Below are 15,661 nucleotides of genomic sequence, written 5' to 3' on the forward strand. Positions count from 1 at the left end.
CCCCGATACTGTTCGTCAGCTGAGCTTGAGCTCCTGCAGCGGAGAGATCTCCGTGCCCTTGATCTGGTACGCCCAGATGACGACCCTCGACGGGTCCACGTCGCCGTTGGCGTCGAACTTGATGTACTTCGACACGCCCTGCTTGTCGTAGTTCTTCACAAACTCCAGGACGTCGGCACGGGTGTTCTTGCCGTCCTTGAAGGCGTCGATGAAGATCTGCGCGGCGTCGAAGCCCTCAGCGCCGTACGAACCCGGCAGCTGGCCGTACTCGGCCTGGTAGTCGGCGGTGAAGGTGCCACCGGCCTTGTCCGGCGGGAGGCACGGGCAGGTGATGATGGAGCCGTCGGCGCCACCGGACGCACCGGCCGGGAAGGCCGGGTCGTACAGGCCGTCCGGGCCGATGAACTTCGCCTGCACACCGGCGGCACGCATCTGGCGGACCAGCGGCGCGGCCTCACGGGTGTAGCCACCGTAGAAGACGAAGTCGGCGTTCGCCGCCTTGATCTTGGAGATCGTCGCCTCGAACTGCGACTGCCGCTCCTGGATCTTGTCGCTGGCGGCGACCGTGGCGCCCAGGTTCTTGGTCAGCTCGGCGGTGATACCGGCGCCGTAGGCGCTGGCGTCGTCGATCAGGAAGACCCGCTGCGCGTTCTCGCCCTTCAGGTAGGTCGCCACGGCGCCCGCCTGGGTGCCGTCGTTGCCGACCACCCGGTAGAAGGACTTGTTGCCCTTCTGGGTCAGGTCGGTCCGGGTCGCCGACGGGGCGACCATCACGAGACCGGCGGCCTCGTAGACCGGCATGGTGGCGTCCGACTCACCGGAGAAGTGACCACCGATGACACCGAGGAACGAGGTGTCACCCGCGACCTGGTTCGCGACCGGGGTGGCCTGCGCCGGGTCACCCTGGGTGTCGAACTCGACCATCTCGACCTTGCAGTCGGCGTTCGCGTCGTTGTGCTGCTTGATCGCGAGCTTCGCGGCGTTCAGCGACGGCAGCACCAGACCCGCGTTGTCGCCGGTGAACGCACCGAAGATGGCGATCTTGCCACCGCAGTCACCGGACGCGGTGTTGTCGCCGCTGCCGCCGGCGTCCTGGCAACCAGCGGCGGCGACCAGCACCGCGGCGAGCGCGGCAGTACCCAGCGCCCTTGAATAGCTTCGCCTCACGGCTTCCTGACCTCCTCCAGAAGCAGGTGGGCACCGGGACCCGGCGGGGCGGCGACAAGGTGTGGCCCGTCCACCGCCGGCCGGGCAGGGACGCCCCCTGCATTACGGCTCGTGCTGGCGGAGCGTACCCACACTCATTCGGCCAAGGAAGAGGTCGGAGCGGGGTCTGCGAAACCGTTACGAAGAGAGACGTCAACCCTGCCACTCCCGTAACAGGTCAATCCGCTGACCGGTCGTTAGCCGACACCTGTCCGCCAGTTGGAACACCCCGGAACACCGCCGACACGCCCGGACAGAGCTGCCGTACGACACCCTCGTGAAGGTCAGGTTTCCACCTCGAAAACCACCGAGAGTGACGACTGGATCACTCCGACGACGGGTCGGGGCGGCCCACCCACACCGAGGTCCGCACCCCGTCGTCGACCGCCAACCACCACCGCCCACCGTCGGCCGACAGAGCCACCGCCCGAGCCGCCCCGACCGGCGCCGCCACCGGCAACTCCACCGGCCGCCAACCGTCACCCCGGTCGCCGGAGAGCCAACCGCCGTACCGCTCGCCGTCGGAGACCACCGCCAGCACCTGCCCGGCGGAGACGGCCACCCCACCGACCGACGGCACCCCGCCGGCAACCTGACCGAACCCGCCCGCCGCCGCCCACCCGGCCGACTCCTGACGCCACGCGCCGAACGCCCGACCGCGCAACCCCACCCCCAGCGGCACCCCGTCGACCAGGACCACCCGCTGCATCTCCTCGTACTCCTGGCCGCCCGGCAGGACCGTCCGCCGCCAGGTACGCCCGTCCGGCGAGGTCCACGCCGCCGGATCCCGGTCGATCCGTCCCGGCGCCAACAGCCCGCCCACCGCCAACCAGCCGGACGGCCCCGCCACCGCGTCGAACGCCCAGGTCACGCCCTGGCCGTCACTGGCCAGCTCCGGCGCCCCCTCGACGATCGCGAACTCCGCCGCGTCCGACGACACCCAGGCCGCTGCCCCGCTGGCCCGGTTCCCGACGATCAACCACCCGTCCGGGCCACCGGTCAACCGGGACACGTTGACCGCCTTCGGGCCGCCGTACAACTCGAACGAGGCCGCCACCTCGACCAACGTGCCGTCCCGACGCTGCCCCCAGGTGCTCACCCGGGGATTGCCGTGCGCGCCACCGACCTTGCCGCCGACCGCGGCGACCGCGCCGTCCCGGCAGCCCACGGAGAACAGCACACTCTGCCGTCCGTAGAACGAATCCGCGATCAGCGGCACCGGCGTCCACGTCGCACCGTCCAGGCTGGACCACACCGCCGGACTGGTGGCCCCGGCCGGATCCGCCACCGCGCCGGCCGCATACCAGTGCCCGGCGCACACCACCAGATCGCGCACCAGGACCCGGCCCGGCTCCGACGGGCTCGGCAACTCCACGCGCTCCCAGTGCAGCTGTGCCGGCTCCGGGCCGGCGTCGTCCCGCTGCGGCGCCGGACACCCCGCCAGCACCACCGCCAGCAGGCCACCCACCACCAGGAACAACCGCCGAACACGGGACACGCCCAGACGACGCGCCCCGGATCGCCGCGTCAGCGTGGAACGCCGGGCACCCATGCCGCCAGATGCTAACGGCCGCCGGGCATCGCGACTGCCCCGTGACGGCGAGCGGTCAGGGAGCCGGGCGGGTGACCTCGCCGCCACCGGCGGTCTCGGCGAGAATCCGCTCGGAGACCTCCTTCATGGTCATCCGGTGGTCCATCGCCGTGCGCTGGATCCACTTGAACGCCTGCGGCTCGGTCATGTTGTAGGTGGTCATCAACGCACCCTTGGCCCGCTCGACGCTCTTGCGGACCTCCAGCCGGTCGGTGAGCCCGGCGACCTCGGCCTCCAGCGCGGCGATCTCCGAGTAGCGGGAGAGGGCGATCTCCACCGCCGGCACCAGGTCGGACTTCTGGAACGGCTTGACCAGGTACGCCATCGCGCCGGCCGCCCGGGCCCGCTCGACCAGGTCACGCTGACTGAACGCGGTCAGGATGATCACCGGGGCGATCCGGGCACCGGCGATCCGCTCGGCGGCGGCCAGTCCGTCCATGATCGGCATCTTGATGTCGAGAATGACCAGATCGGGCTTGAGCTCCTCGGCCAGGCGTACGGCGGTCTCGCCGTCGCCGGCCTCCCCGACCACCTCGTAGCCTTCCTCGGCCAACATCTCGGCCAGGTCCAGCCGGATCAGCGCCTCGTCCTCGGCGATCAGTACCCGCCTGCGCGCGGCATCCGTCTGCGTCTCGGCCACGAGCCACTCCCACCCAGTCTGTGCCCGACACCCGCGGTACCGGGTGTCGCCGCTCCTAGCGTAGTGGGTAACCTATGGGCCGACGCGACAGGCGTTGAGCGCGAACGTCCCCGTATTCCAATTGGCAGAGAAACGGAGCTCAAACCTCCGACAGTGTGGGTTCGAGTCCCACCGGGGACACCAGAAGTGTCGCACGGGCGTTCGAGAATGCCCCGGTGCACCCACCCGATCTGCGTCTACGAGCGCTGCGGTTGCACCGCGCCGGCGCGACCGTCGCGGAGGTCGCCCGCGCCGTCGGGCTCCCCTACCCCACCGTCCGCCACTGGTGCCGGGTCCAGCCGGAGCCGAGACAGCGGAGTACGGCATCGCGCTGTTTCCGGTGCCGCGACGTCGAGAATCCGACAGACCCCGGCCAGTACGCCTACCTGCTCGGTCTCTATCTCGGTGACGGGCACCTGGTCACCGCCGCCCGGGTGCCGGTGCTCCGGATCGCCTGTGCCGAGACCTGGCCGGGGCTGGTCGACGCGGCCGAGACCGCCATGAGAAGCGTCCTCGCCTCCTCGGTGCAACGCGTCCCGTCCGCCGGCTGCGTCAGCGTGCAGAGCTACGGCGTCCACTGGCCGTGCCTGTTGCCGCAGCACGGGCCGGGCCCCAAACACCGCCGGCCGATCGTGCTGACGGCCTGGCAACGGCCGATCGTCAAGGCGCACGCCGGCAGCTTCCTGCGCGGCCTGTTCCACTCCGACGGCTGCCGGTTCGCCAACCGGGTCACGGTGCGGGGCCGGACGTACGTCTATCCGCGCTACATGTTCGTCAACGAGTCGACCGACATCATGGCGTTGTGCCAGTGGGCACTGGACGTGCTCGGTGTGGCCTGGCGGATGAACCGCCGCAACAGCCTCTCCGTCGCGCGCCGGGAGGCGGTCGCCGTGCTGGACCGTCACGTCGGGCCGAAGTGCTGACCGCGCCCCGACGGGTCAGACGGTGGCGAGCGCCTGGGCCAGGTCGGCGCAGAGGTCCTCGGGGTCCTCCAGCCCGACCGAGAGCCGCAGCAGGCCGCCGTCGGGTTTCGCGTCGCCGTCGACCGGGCGGTGGGTCAGCGACGCGGGGTGCTGGACGAGGGTGTCGACGCCGCCGAGCGAGACCGCGTGGGTGATCAGCCGGCAGGCACCGGCGACCGCCGCCGCGGCGGGGGCGCCACCGCGTACCCGGAAGGCGAGCAGGCTGCCGGGACCGGCGAGTTGGCGGCCGATCAGCCCGGCGTGGTCGTCGAGTCCGGGGTGGTGCACGCGCGCGACGGCGGGGTGGTCGGCGAGCCAGGCGGCGATCTTCTCCGCGCCGGCCTGTTGGGCGCGTACCCGCAGCGGCAGCGTCTGCAGGCCCCGGTGCAGCAGGTACGCGCCGAGCGGGTGCAGGACCGCACCGGTGAGCGCGCGGACCTGGCGCAGCCGGGCGGCCCAGTGCGGGTCGCAGGCGACGACGCCGGCGAGGACGTCGCCGTGGCCGCCGATGCTCTTGGTGGCGCTGTGCAGCACGAGCGCGGCGCCGTGGCGGGCGGGTTGTTGGAGGACCGGGGTGGCGACGGTGTTGTCGATCAGGAGGGGTACGTTGCCGGCGGCGTCGGCGAGGGCACGGATGTCGACGAGGTCGAGGGTGGGGTTGGCGGGGGTCTCGGCGACGACCAGGGCGGTGTCGGGGCGGACCGCGGCGGCGACCTCGTCGGGACGGGCCCAGGTGACGTCGGTGCCGAGCAGGCCGGTGGCGAGCACGTGGTCGGTGCCGCCGTAGAGCGGGCGGACGGCGACCAGGTGTCGTTTCCCGTCGCGGGTGGCGGCCAGCAGGGCGGCGGTGAGTGCGGCCATGCCGCTGGCGAAGGCGACGGCGTCGGTGGTGCCTTCGAGTTCGGCGAGGGCGGTCTCGAAGCGGGCCACGGTGGGGTTCCAGAGCCGCTGGTAGACGGCGCTGGTGCCGGGGGTCGGGGTGCCGCCGGTGGCGAGGAGTTCGTACGCGTCGCCGCCGTCGTGGACCGAGGGCAGCGGGTTGGTGGTGGAGAGGTCGATCGGGGGCACGTGGACGCCCAGCGCGGCGAGGTCGTCGCGGCCGGCGTGCACGGCTCGGGTGTCCACGGTCGTCATGGCGGCAAGGATCGAACATCGCGCACCAAGGGGGCAACACTTCCGAAGATCATTCGCCGTTACCCCTATCGGGCGTGATGATGTTCGGTGGAGGATGGTGTCATGCCCCTCGTTTCGAACGATGTGCGGCCGTTCGCGGCCCTGGACGACACCGATCGCGCGATCCTGACCGAGTTGGCCGCCGACGGGCGGTTGCCGAACAACGCGCTGGCCGAGCGGGTGGGGGTGGCGCCGTCGACGTGTCTGGCGCGTACCCGGGCGTTGCGGGAGTGCGGGGCGATCCGGGGTTTCCACGCCGAGGTGGATCCGGCGGCGGTGGGGTTGCCGTTGCAGGCGTTGGTGTCGGTGCGGTTGACCGAGCACGCGCGGGCGGCGGTGGACGCGTTCCGGACGCGTTCGGTCCGGCTGCCGGGGGTGGTGTCGGTGTTCCACGTGGCCGGGGCGGAGGACTACGTGCTGCACGTGCGGGCGGCGTCGGCGGAGGCGTTGCGGGACTTCGTCCTCGACTACCTGGCCGTCGATCCGGCGGTGCAGCACAGCCAGACCAGCCTGATCTTCGAGCAGGCGCGGGGAATGGGCTGACTCACGTCGTCCGCCGGTAGGGAACAAATGTGGCATCGGGCGGGTTGGCCAGCCGTGTGATCGACGTACCGTTGTCTGTCCTCGACCTGGCCCCCGTCGCGGCCGGCGCCTCCGCGACCGAGGCGTTGCGGCACACCACCGAGTTGGCGCGGCGTACCGACGAGTGGGGCTACCACCGATTCTGGGTGGCCGAGCACCACAACATGCCGGCCATCGCGTCGTCGGCGCCGGCGGTGCTGCTCGCGCACCTGGCCGCGCACACCGAGACCATCCGCCTCGGGTCCGGTGGGGTGATGTTGCCGAACCACGCGCCGCTGGTGGTCGCGGAGCAGTTCGGCACGTTGGAGGCGTTGCATCCGGGCCGCATCGACCTGGGTATCGGTCGCGCGCCCGGCACCGACCAGGTGACCGCGTTGGCGTTGCGCCGGACGATGGAGGGGTTGTCGGCGGAGGGTTTCCCCCGGGAACTGGCCGACCTGATGGAGTACTTCAGCGAGGACGGGTCGGGGCCGATCACGGCCACCCCGGGGCGCGGGCAGCGGCCGGCGGTGTGGTTGCTCGGGTCCAGTGGGTTCAGTGCCCGGCTGGCGGGTGCGCTGGGGTTGCCGTTCTCGTTCGCGCATCACTTCAGCGCGCAGAACACGGTGCCCGCGTTGGCGTTGTACCGGCAGAGTTTCCGGCCGTCGCAGTGGTTGGAGCGGCCGTACGCGATGGTGGCGGTGAACGCGGTGTGTGCGGAGACCGACGAGCGTGCCGAGTGGTTGTCCGGGCCGGCGGGGTTGTCGTTCCTGCGGTTGCGGTCGGGGCGGCCGGAGCCGCTCGCCTCACCGGAGGAGGCGGCGGCGTATCCGTACACGGATCTGGAGCGGGAGTTCGTGGTGCAGCGCCGGGAGGGCCAGGCGCTCGGTTCGCCGGAGACGGTCCGTCGGCAGTTGGGTGAGTTGCTGGCGCGGACCGGTGCGGACGAGTTGATGCTGACCGCGATGGTGTACGACGTGGCCGACCGGGTGCGCTCGTTCGAGCTGATCGCGACCGAGGTGGCCGGGGGCCTGCGTCGCTGAGGCAGTAACCCAGGTCACAGCGGTTCGGTGGGCACGAAACACGATCTTCACGACAGCGTCACCCTCGCGACGCGGAGCCCGCTTAACTTTATTACCGGTGGTGGTACGGCACTCCCCGGTCGGGACGGGTCGGGGGTGCCGCGGTGTGGGGCACCGGGCTGCGATTGTGCGGATTCCGCGATCGCGGCCCGGTGCCTGTCCGTTTATCTGCCTACCGCCTTCTCCCCTTCGACGTCAACGCAGGTAGATGCGCGGTGCCGGCGGGGTGCTCATGCCGTCGCCGAGGAAGAAACTCGGGTGCGGCGGCTGGTTGTAGGCGGTGTTCTGCCAGGCGACGGCCACCCGGTACTGCAGGTCGTGCATGAGGGTGGGCAGGCGGGTGCCGGTCTGCGTGGGTGTGCTGTAGATGCGCAGGGCCCGGTTGTCGCTGGTCCGCCAGACGACCTCCTCGCGCCAGTCGCCGAGGATGTCGCCGGAGAGCGCGGGCGTCGACTTGGTGCCGTTGTTCGAGGCCACGTCGCTGCCGGTGAGCAGGCGGGTGTCGCCGTTGGGGCCGTACTTGTCGATGCGGGTGGCGTCGAGCAGTTCGCGGACCGGGTCGCCGTCCCACCAGATCAGGAAGTTGGTGGAGGACGGTTTGCGGCCGACGTTCTGGCCTCGGGTGTTGGTCAGGCCGCTGACGGCGGACGACCAGGATTCGGCGCCGGGGCTGCCGGCCCAGATGTCACCGGCGACGCCTCGGCCGTTGTCGCCGGCGGCCGGGGTGGACCAGATGCGCTGTCCGGTGCGGGCGTCGGCGAGGTAGGAGCTGGGCTGGCTGCCGCTTTCGTTGACCTTGAACACTTCCAGGCCGGGGCGGGTCGGGTCGAGGTCGCCGACGTGCATGGCGTCGCCGTGGCCGGTGCCGGTGGAGTGCAGCAGGCGGCCGTTGTCGTCGATGGTGACGGCGCCGTAGACGATCTCCTGTCGACCGTCGCCGTCGACGTCGGCCACGGAGAGGTTGTGGTTGCCCTGGCCGGCGGCGGCGCCGTTGCCGGAGGCGTTGGAGTCGAAGGTCCACCGCTTGGTGAGGCTGCCGTTGCGGAAGTCCCAGGCGGCGATCACCGCGCGGGTGTAGTAGCCCCGGGCCATGATCAGTGAAGGGCGCTGCCCGTCGAGATAGGCGGTGGCGGCGAGGAACCGGTCCACCCGGTTGCCGTAGTTGTCGCCCCAGGAGGAGACGGTGCCGCGCGGCGGGTCGTAGGCCACGGTGGACAGGGCGGCGCCGGTACGGCCGTCGAACATGGTGAGGTACTCGGAGCCGGCGAGCACGTATCCGCTGGAGTTGCGGTGGTCGGCACTGGCGTTGCCGATGACCTGGCCGGTGCCGGAGCGGGTGCCGTCGGCGGTCTTCATGGCCACCTCGGCGTCACCGTCGCCGTCGTAGTCGTACACCTGGAACTGGGTGTAGTGGGCGCCGGCCCGGATGTTGCGTCCCAGGTCGATGCGCCACAGGCGGGTGCCGGTCAGGGTGTACGCGTCGACGTAGACGTTGCCGGTGTAGCCGGACTGGGCGTTGTCCTTGGCGTTGGAGGGGTCCCACTTCACGACGAACTCGTAGCGGCCGTCGCCGTCGAGGTCGCCGACGCTGGCGTCGTTGGCGACGTAGGTGTAGGCCTCGCCGCTGGGCGTGGTGCCGCCCGGCGGGATCTGCAACGGCACGTCGAGGTAACCGGCGGGGAACTGGAGCGCGGGCGCCGAGGCGGCCTGTTCGACGCCGCCGACGACGGCCCGCACGGTGTACGTGCTGCCGACGGCGGCGCCGTTGTCCAGGTAGTTGGTGGCGCCGGTGATCGGGGTGGCGGTGACCCGGGTGCCGCCACGATAGAGGTGGAACGCCACACCGGAGGTCTCGGTGCCCAGCAGCCGCCAGGAGACCAGGTTGCCGGCGCCGGCGCGGACGCTGACCAGTCCCCGGTCGAGGTTCTCCGCCTGCATGGTGCCGGCCGGCGGGGTGGTGGGCGGCGGAGTCGTCGGCGGTGGTGTGGTGGGCGGTGGCGGTGTGGTCGGGGTGGGCGTGACGGGCGGGAGCGTGGTGGGCGGCGGGGTCGTGCCGCCGGTGCAGGTGGTGCCGTTGACGGCGAAGGCGGTCGGTGCGGGGTTGCTGCCGGACCAGGAGCCGTTGAAGCCGAATGCGGTGCTGGCTCCGGTGCCGAGCGCGGCGTTGTAGTCCACGTTGCGGGCAGTGACCTGGGTGCCGGACTGGCTGACGGTGGCGTTCCAGGCCTGGCTGACCTGCTGTCCGGCGGGCCAGGTCCAGGTGACGGTCCAGCCGGTGAGCGGGTCGCCGAGGTTGGTCACGGTGACGTCGGCGCCGAAGCCGCCGGACCACTGGTTGGTGACCCGGTAGTCGACGCGGCAGCCGGCGGCGGCGGCCGAGGCGGTGAGGGTGGTCAACCCTCCGGCCGCGACGATGGTGGCGGTGGCCGTGGCCAGCAGAGCGGCCCGGCGGGTGGTGCGAGGCATGCTCGTCCCTCCGAAGGAGGTCACGCGCGGTCCACGCCTGCGCCGACGTGCCCGGTCCGGCGGTGACGTCCCGCGCTGAAAGGCAGAGATCCCGACGTATCGACGTCGGTACACGCGGCCCCGCGCAGTGGTGATGCTAGGGCAAGCGCTTTCTCGACACAATCACGCCGGATGCTTGCCACCACGCCCCCTTCTTGATCGACTCACGCCATGGCAGGGCACATGACACCCGACGAGTTCCGTCGGGCCGGGTACGCGGTCGTCGACTGGATCGCCGACTACTGGGCCACCCTCGACAAGCGTCCGGTCACCTCGCCGGACCCGCCCGGCACCGTCGCCGCCCGGCTGCCGGCCGGACCGCCGACCCACGGCGAACCGGTCGAGGCGCTCCTGGCCGACCTGGACTCGCTGGTGACGCCCGGGCTCACCCACTGGCAGCACCCCGGCTTCTTCGGCTACTTCCCGGCCAACACCAGCGGACCCAGCGTGCTGGGCGACATGGTCAGCGCCGGGCTCGGCGTGCAGGGGATGCTCTGGGCCACCGGACCGGCCTGCACCGAGATGGAGACGGTGCTGCTCGACTGGCTGGCCGACCTGATGGACCTGCCGCAGAGGTTCCGCTCCACCGGCCCCGGCGGCGGGGTCATCCAGGACTCCGCCTCCTCCGCTACGCTGGTGGCCACCCTGGTGGCGGTGCACCGGGCCGCGCGGGGACGGTGGCGGCAGGTCGGCGTGGACCGGCGGTACCGCGTCTACACCTCCACCGAGGGCCACTCCTCGGTGGAGAAGGCGGCCCGCATCGCCGGGCTCGGCGCCGACGGCGTACGGCTGATCGAGGTGGACCCGGACACCCGGGCCATGTCGGCGTCGGCGCTGCGCGCCGCGATCGAGGCGGACATCGCCGCCGGGGTGACCCCCGCCCTGGTGGTGGCGACCGTCGGCACCACCTCCACCACCGCCGTGGACCCGTTGCCGCAGATCGGGCCGATCTGCGCCGAGCACGGGGTCTTCCTGCACGTCGACGCCGCGTACGCGGGCTCCGCGGCGGTCTGCCCCGAACTACGGTTCGGCCACGACGGGCTGGAGTACGCCGACTCCTACTGCTTCGACCCGCACAAGTGGCTGCTGACCGGCTTCGACTGCGACGCGTTCTGGGTGGCCGACGCCGGTGAGCTGGTCGAGGCGCTGACCGTGCTGCCCGAGTACCTGCGCAACGCGGCCACCGAATCCGGCGCGGTGATCGACTACCGGGACTGGCAGGTGCCGCTGGGCCGGCGCTTCCGCGCGCTCAAGCTGTGGTTCGTGCTGCGCTGGTACGGCGTCGAGGGACTACGCGCGCACATCCGCAGCGGTGTCGCCCTGGCCGCCCGCTTCGCCGACCGGGTACGCGCCGACGACCGCTTCGAACTGGTCACCCCGCACCCGTACGCCCTGGTCTGTTTCCGGCTGCGCGGCGACGACGAACCGAACGAGCGGCTGCTGGCGGCGGTGAACGCCACCGGTCGCGTCTATCTGACGCACACCCGGGTCGCCGGCCGGCACACGCTGCGGCTGGCCGTCGGTGCGCCGCAGACCACCGAGGTTCACGTGGACGAGGCCTGGGACCTGGTCTCGCAGACCGCGCGCACCGACGCCGACTGAGTCGGACACCAGCGCGAGGTCCGGGCCGGGACCACGCGGGCTGCGGGCGCGGGCCCTCGGCGAGCCGGGAGGCGGTTCGCCGAGGGCGGTGCGGCAGCGGGTGAGGCGGGCGGTCAGCGGTCCGCGCCGGAGAGGGCGCGGGTGCTGCTGTCGGCCTCGGTCCGCGCGGCGTCCGCCTCGGCGGACGACGTGGCAGCGTCGGTCGGTGCGGTGGCCGCCACGAGCGCGTCCTCGCGGCGGGTCCGCCGCAGTACCCGCACCGCCAGCACCAGCGCGCCCACCCAGCCGGCGGCCAGCAGCAGGTAGACCACCACCGGCACGGCGCTGGGCAGCTCGACGGCGCCCAGCAGGACGCGGGCGTTGGTCAGCACGATCACGCCGCCGACCGCCGCGCCGAGCATCTGGGCCGGGATGATCCGCACCAGGTAGGCCGCGATCGGCGCGGCGATCAGACCACCGGCGAGCAGGGCGAGCACGATCGGCAGCAGGAAGCCTTCGGTGCCGAGGCCGATCAGGAAGCCGAGGCTGGCCGAGGAGGCGACGACGAACTCGGAGGTGTCCACCGAGCCGATCACCTTGCGCGGCTCCATCCGCCCGGACGCCAGCAGGGCCGGCGTGGCGACCGGCCCCCATCCGCCGCCGCCGGTGGCGTCGACGAAGCCGGCGACCAGCCCGAGCGGGCCGAGGAAACGCCCGCGTAGCCGGCCCGCGGCCGGGTTGCGGCGCAGCGGCCGGGAGAACCGGACGAGCAGGTACGCGCCGAGGGTGAACAGGATGGCGGCCATCCAGGGGGCGGCCGAGTCGGTGGAGAGCCAACTGAGGAAGGTGGCCCCGGCGAACGCACCGATCGCGCCCGGCAGGGCGATGCGGCGCACCACCCGCCAGTCGACGTTGCCGAACCGCCAGTGCGCCGCTCCGGAGGCGAGCGTGGTGCCGATCTCGGCCAGGTGCACCGAGGCGGACGCCGCAGCCGGCGCGACGCCGACCACCAGCAGCAAGGTCGTGGACGTCAGTCCGTAGGCCATGCCGAGCGCACCGTCGACCAGCTGCGCGGCCAGCCCGACCAGTGCGATGACGAGCAACTTGCGCACGGACGCCCCCTACTTTTCGGCATCTCCTATCAACTTGGTCGAGAATGCGGTACGCAGTACCCTCCGGTCAACCCCCTGATCGGTCAGTGAGACGACGCACGGACACCGCGCCCCGGACCGCGCGCGCGATCGTGGCGGTACACCCGCACGACACGCCGGGCCGGGACCACCGACGCGGGCGGGATCAGGGCCGTCGGCTCCCCCGGCGGGCGGGATCAGGTCCAGGCGCGCGGGTCGGCGACCAGCTTGGTGACCTGCTCGGGCAGGGTGCCCTGGGCCACGTCGGCCACGGTGACCAGTTCCAGGATCTGGCGTTCGCTGGCGCGCAGCGCGATCCAGACGTCCTGCAGGGCGCGGGCCGCGCCGTGGTAGCCGAGCTGTTCGGGGCGCTGGCCACGGATGTGGGCCAGTGGTCCGTCGATCACCCGGATCACCTCGGCCAGGGAGATCTCCTCGGCCGGACGGGCCAGCCAGTAGCCGCCCTCCGGCCCTCGCTGTGCCTGCACGATGCCGCCCCGGCGCATCTGCAGCAGGATGCTCTCCAGGAACTTCGGAGGGATCTCCTGGGCGCGGGCGATCTGGTCGGCGGTCACCGGGCGACCGCGCCCGGACCCGGTCACCGAGGCCAGCTCGGTGACCGCGCGAAGGGCGTAGTCCACCCGAGCGGAGAGTCGCATGCCGGACAGATTAGCGGGCCACCCGATCCACCTGGACGATCACCCCTTGACCGATCGGTTTACGCGGTTGCCCGGAGCGCCCGGCGGTCGCGGGCTACTCGCCCACCCGGCGCAGCAGCCCCTCCTGCACGACGCTGGCGATGTGCCGGCCGTCGACGGTGAACAACTGGCCGGTGGCCAGACCGCGCGCACCGGAGGCGGACGGGCTGCCGCAGTCGTAGAGGAACCACTCGTCGGCGCGGAACGGGCGGTGGAACCACAGGGCGTGGTCCAGGCTCGCCCCGACCACCCCGCCCGGCCCCCACACCTCGCCGTGTACGGAGAGCACCGAGTCGAGCAGGGTCAGGTCGGAGGCGTACGTGAGGGCGCAGGCGTGCAGCAGCGGATCGTCGGGGAGTTTGCCGTCGATGCGCATCCACACCCGCTGGTGCTTCTCGGCCGGGCGGTCGCCGGGGCGTACCCAACCGGGTTCGCCGACGTACCGCACGTCGATCGGGCGCGGGATCTGCCCCCAGATGCCGAGCCGTTCGGGATAGCGGGCCAGCCGGTCGGACATCGTCGGCACGTCCTGTGGGGCGGGCACGTCCGGCGGGACCGGGGTCTGGTGGTCGAGCCCCTCCTCGTGCCGCTGGAACGAGGCGGACATGAAGAAGATCGGCTTGCCGTGTTGCAGGGCGACCGAGCGGCGTACCGAGAAGGACCGGCCGTCGCGGATGTTCTCCACCTCGTACGCGATCGGCTCGGCCGGATCCCCGGCCCGGACGAAGTAGCCGTGCAGCGAGTGGACCACCCGGTCCGGGGCGACGGTGCGCCCGGCCGCGACCAGTGCCTGGCCGGCGACCTGACCGCCGTAGACCCGCTGCGGGCCGACCGGAGGACTCATCCCCCGGAACGACATGGTGCCCGTCGACTCCAGGTCGAGCACCTCCAGCAACTGGTCCACGGCGGCCTGGCCGACGATGGTCCCCTCGCCGTCGGTCACTGCAACGCCCTCGCGGTGGCGGCGTCGACGAGCGATCCGAGCTGGTGCACCCGCAGCGTGTTGGTCGAGCCGGGGCTGCCGGGCGGGCTGCCCGCCACGACCACCACCAGGTCACCGGGGTTGCCCCGGTTGAGTCCGAGCAGCGCCTGGTCGACCTGCCGGAACATGTCGTCGGTGTGCTGGACGAACGGCATCAGGAAGGTCTCCACGCCCCAGCAGAGGGCGAGCTGCTGGCGCACCTCGGGGACCGGGGTGAAGGCCAGCAGCGGCAGGTCGCAGTGCAACCGGCTCAACCGGCGCACGGTGTCACCGGTCTGCGAGAACGCGACCAGCGCCTTCGCCCCGATGGCCCGGGCGATGGAGGAGGCGGCGACGGTGAGCGCCCCGCCGTGCGTACGCGGGTCGTGCTGGAGCCGGGGCACGGCGATGGAACCGGCCTCCGTGGTGGTGACGATCTTGGCCATGGTGCTGACCGTGAGCACCGGGTACTTGCCGACGCTGGTCTCGCCGGAGAGCATCACCGCGTCGGCGCCGTCGAGAACGGCGTTGGCCACGTCGGAGGCCTCGGCGCGGGTGGGCCGCGAGTTCTCGATCATCGAGTCGAGCATCTGGGTGGCCACGATGACCGGCTTGGCGTTCTCGCGGCAGAGCTGCACGGCGCGCTTCTGCACCAGCGGGACCTCGTCCAGCGGCAGCTCCACGCCGAGGTCGCCACGGGCGACCATGACGCCGTCGAAGGCCAGCACGATCGCTTCCAGGTGGTCGACGGCCTCCGGCTTCTCGACCTTGGCGAGTACGGGCCGGTGCACGCCGACCTCACTCATGATCGAGTGACAGAGCTTGATGTCGTCGGCGGAGCGGACGAACGAGAGCGCCACCAGGTCGACACCGAGACCGAGCGCGAACCGCAGGTCGGCGGCGTCCTTCTCGGAGAGGGCCGGCACGCTGACCGCGACGTTGGGCAGCGAGACGCCCTTGTTGTTGCTGACCGGCCCACCCTCGGTGACCAGCACCCGGATGTCGTTGCCGGTCACGTCGGTGACCTCGACGGCGACCCGGCCGTCGTCGATCAGCAGCCGGTCACCGGGCTTGACCTCCTGCGGAAGGCGGCGGTAGGTGCAGGAGACGCGCTCCTTGCTGCCCAGGATCTCGTCGCCGGTGATCACGACGGAGTCGCCGGTACGCCACTCGTGCGGCCCGTCGGCGAACCGGCCCAGCCGGATCTTCGGTCCCTGCAGGTCGGCCAGGATCGCCACCGGCTGACCGGTCGCTTCGGCCGCCTCCCGGACGAGCCGATAGACGGCCTCGTGGTCGGCGTGGCTGCCGTGGCTGAAGTTGAGCCTCGCCACATTCATGCCGGCCTCGACGAGCCCACGGATGCGCTCGGGCGACGAGGTGGCGGGGCCAAGAGTGCAGACGATCTTCGCGCGGCGTGTCACGCCCATCAGGCTAGTCTCTCCTCCAGGTCGGACCACGGGCCGACCCCTTGCGCATGGCGGAACGATTGTCCAACGCTGCGCGCCGTACGCGCGCAGCCGGCGGGCGAAGCC

General features: G+C 71.9%; 13 protein-coding genes and 1 tRNA gene. 5 read left to right on the top strand and 9 right to left on the bottom strand.

Annotated features, from left to right (window positions below):
* Positions 1–15: 15 nt before the first annotated feature.
* The 3 genes from ACWDVW_RS10470 to ACWDVW_RS10480 form a co-directional block, all read right to left on the bottom strand.
* Complete coding sequence (locus tag ACWDVW_RS10470) at positions 16–1,167, bottom strand: branched-chain amino acid ABC transporter substrate-binding protein (RefSeq protein ID WP_449946673.1); 1,152 nt, start codon at positions 1,165–1,167, stop codon at positions 16–18.
* 364 nt (positions 1,168–1,531) lie between these two features.
* Entirely contained in the window at positions 1,532–2,704 is a 1,173-nt protein-coding gene (locus ACWDVW_RS10475; protein WP_449946675.1) for a hypothetical protein, read from the bottom strand.
* 109 nt (positions 2,705–2,813) lie between these two features.
* A complete protein-coding gene (locus ACWDVW_RS10480; RefSeq protein WP_449946676.1) occupies positions 2,814–3,437 on the bottom strand; it encodes an ANTAR domain-containing response regulator in 624 nt (207 codons plus the stop codon).
* A gap of 106 nt (positions 3,438–3,543) precedes the next feature.
* Between ACWDVW_RS10480 and ACWDVW_RS10485 the strand changes: the two genes are divergently transcribed.
* Together ACWDVW_RS10485 and ACWDVW_RS10490 are read left to right on the top strand one after the other, a co-directional pair.
* Positions 3,544–3,620 (top strand) — tRNA-Leu (locus tag ACWDVW_RS10485).
* Between the two features lie 32 nt (positions 3,621–3,652).
* Positions 3,653–4,399, top strand: a complete 747-nt coding sequence (locus ACWDVW_RS10490) for a helix-turn-helix domain-containing protein (protein ID WP_449946678.1) — start codon at positions 3,653–3,655, stop codon at positions 4,397–4,399.
* Positions 4,400–4,414: 15 nt separating this feature from the next.
* Here the strand turns inward: ACWDVW_RS10490 and ACWDVW_RS10495 are convergent, their stop codons facing one another.
* On the bottom strand, positions 4,415–5,572 hold the full coding sequence (locus tag ACWDVW_RS10495; RefSeq protein WP_449946680.1) for a trans-sulfuration enzyme family protein: 1,158 nt from the start codon (positions 5,570–5,572) through the stop codon (positions 4,415–4,417).
* 102 nt (positions 5,573–5,674) lie between these two features.
* Between ACWDVW_RS10495 and ACWDVW_RS10500 the strand changes: the two genes are divergently transcribed.
* Both ACWDVW_RS10500 and ACWDVW_RS10505 read left to right on the top strand, forming a co-directional pair.
* Positions 5,675–6,154, top strand: a complete 480-nt coding sequence (locus tag ACWDVW_RS10500) for an Lrp/AsnC family transcriptional regulator (protein WP_449946682.1) — start codon at positions 5,675–5,677, stop codon at positions 6,152–6,154.
* A 56-nt stretch (positions 6,155–6,210) separates the two neighbouring features.
* The gene (locus ACWDVW_RS10505; protein WP_449946807.1) at positions 6,211–7,215 is read left to right on the top strand and encodes an LLM class flavin-dependent oxidoreductase; all 1,005 of its coding nucleotides are present in this window, start codon (positions 6,211–6,213) and stop codon (positions 7,213–7,215) included.
* A 234-nt stretch (positions 7,216–7,449) separates the two neighbouring features.
* On the opposite strand, the gene ACWDVW_RS10510 is transcribed toward ACWDVW_RS10505, so the two are convergent.
* On the bottom strand, positions 7,450–9,720 hold the full coding sequence (locus ACWDVW_RS10510; RefSeq protein ID WP_449946684.1) for a rhamnogalacturonan lyase family protein: 2,271 nt from the start codon (positions 9,718–9,720) through the stop codon (positions 7,450–7,452).
* Positions 9,721–9,930: 210 nt separating this feature from the next.
* Between ACWDVW_RS10510 and ACWDVW_RS10515 the strand changes: the two genes are divergently transcribed.
* A complete protein-coding gene (locus ACWDVW_RS10515) occupies positions 9,931–11,361 on the top strand; it encodes a pyridoxal-dependent decarboxylase (RefSeq protein WP_449946686.1) in 1,431 nt (476 codons plus the stop codon).
* Positions 11,362–11,474: 113 nt separating this feature from the next.
* On the opposite strand, the gene ACWDVW_RS10520 is transcribed toward ACWDVW_RS10515, so the two are convergent.
* The 4 genes from ACWDVW_RS10520 to pyk all read right to left on the bottom strand — a co-directional run bounded on the left by ACWDVW_RS10520 (position 11,475) and on the right by pyk (position 15,556).
* Positions 11,475–12,452, bottom strand: a complete 978-nt coding sequence (locus ACWDVW_RS10520) for a sulfite exporter TauE/SafE family protein (RefSeq protein ID WP_449946688.1) — start codon at positions 12,450–12,452, stop codon at positions 11,475–11,477.
* A 215-nt stretch (positions 12,453–12,667) separates the two neighbouring features.
* The gene (locus ACWDVW_RS10525; protein ID WP_131053955.1) at positions 12,668–13,129 is read right to left on the bottom strand and encodes an RrF2 family transcriptional regulator; all 462 of its coding nucleotides are present in this window, start codon (positions 13,127–13,129) and stop codon (positions 12,668–12,670) included.
* A gap of 94 nt (positions 13,130–13,223) precedes the next feature.
* The gene (locus tag ACWDVW_RS10530; protein WP_449946691.1) at positions 13,224–14,111 is read right to left on the bottom strand and encodes an acyl-CoA thioesterase; all 888 of its coding nucleotides are present in this window, start codon (positions 14,109–14,111) and stop codon (positions 13,224–13,226) included.
* Complete coding sequence (pyk, locus tag ACWDVW_RS10535) at positions 14,108–15,556, bottom strand: pyruvate kinase (protein ID WP_396742757.1); 1,449 nt, start codon at positions 15,554–15,556, stop codon at positions 14,108–14,110. The genes ACWDVW_RS10530 and pyk overlap by 4 nt, the downstream gene beginning before the upstream one ends.
* Positions 15,557–15,661: the final 105 nt, after the last annotated feature.

It is taken from the genome of Micromonospora sp. NPDC003241, assembly GCF_053589795.1.

Excerpts from the sequence above, each read along its gene's own strand:
- pyk (WP_396742757.1), bottom strand. The coding sequence starts at position 15,556 with ATGGGCGTGACACGCCGCGCGAAGATCGTCTGCACTCTTGGCCCCGCC.
- ACWDVW_RS10500 (WP_449946682.1), top strand. The coding sequence starts at position 5,675 with ATGCCCCTCGTTTCGAACGATGTGCGGCCGTTCGCGGCCCTGGACGAC.
- ACWDVW_RS10510 (WP_449946684.1), bottom strand. The coding sequence starts at position 9,720 with ATGCCTCGCACCACCCGCCGGGCCGCTCTGCTGGCCACGGCCACCGCC.
- ACWDVW_RS10495 (WP_449946680.1), bottom strand. The coding sequence starts at position 5,572 with ATGACGACCGTGGACACCCGAGCCGTGCACGCCGGCCGCGACGACCTC.
- ACWDVW_RS10525 (WP_131053955.1), bottom strand. The coding sequence starts at position 13,129 with ATGCGACTCTCCGCTCGGGTGGACTACGCCCTTCGCGCGGTCACCGAG.
- ACWDVW_RS10515 (WP_449946686.1), top strand. The coding sequence starts at position 9,931 with ATGGCAGGGCACATGACACCCGACGAGTTCCGTCGGGCCGGGTACGCG.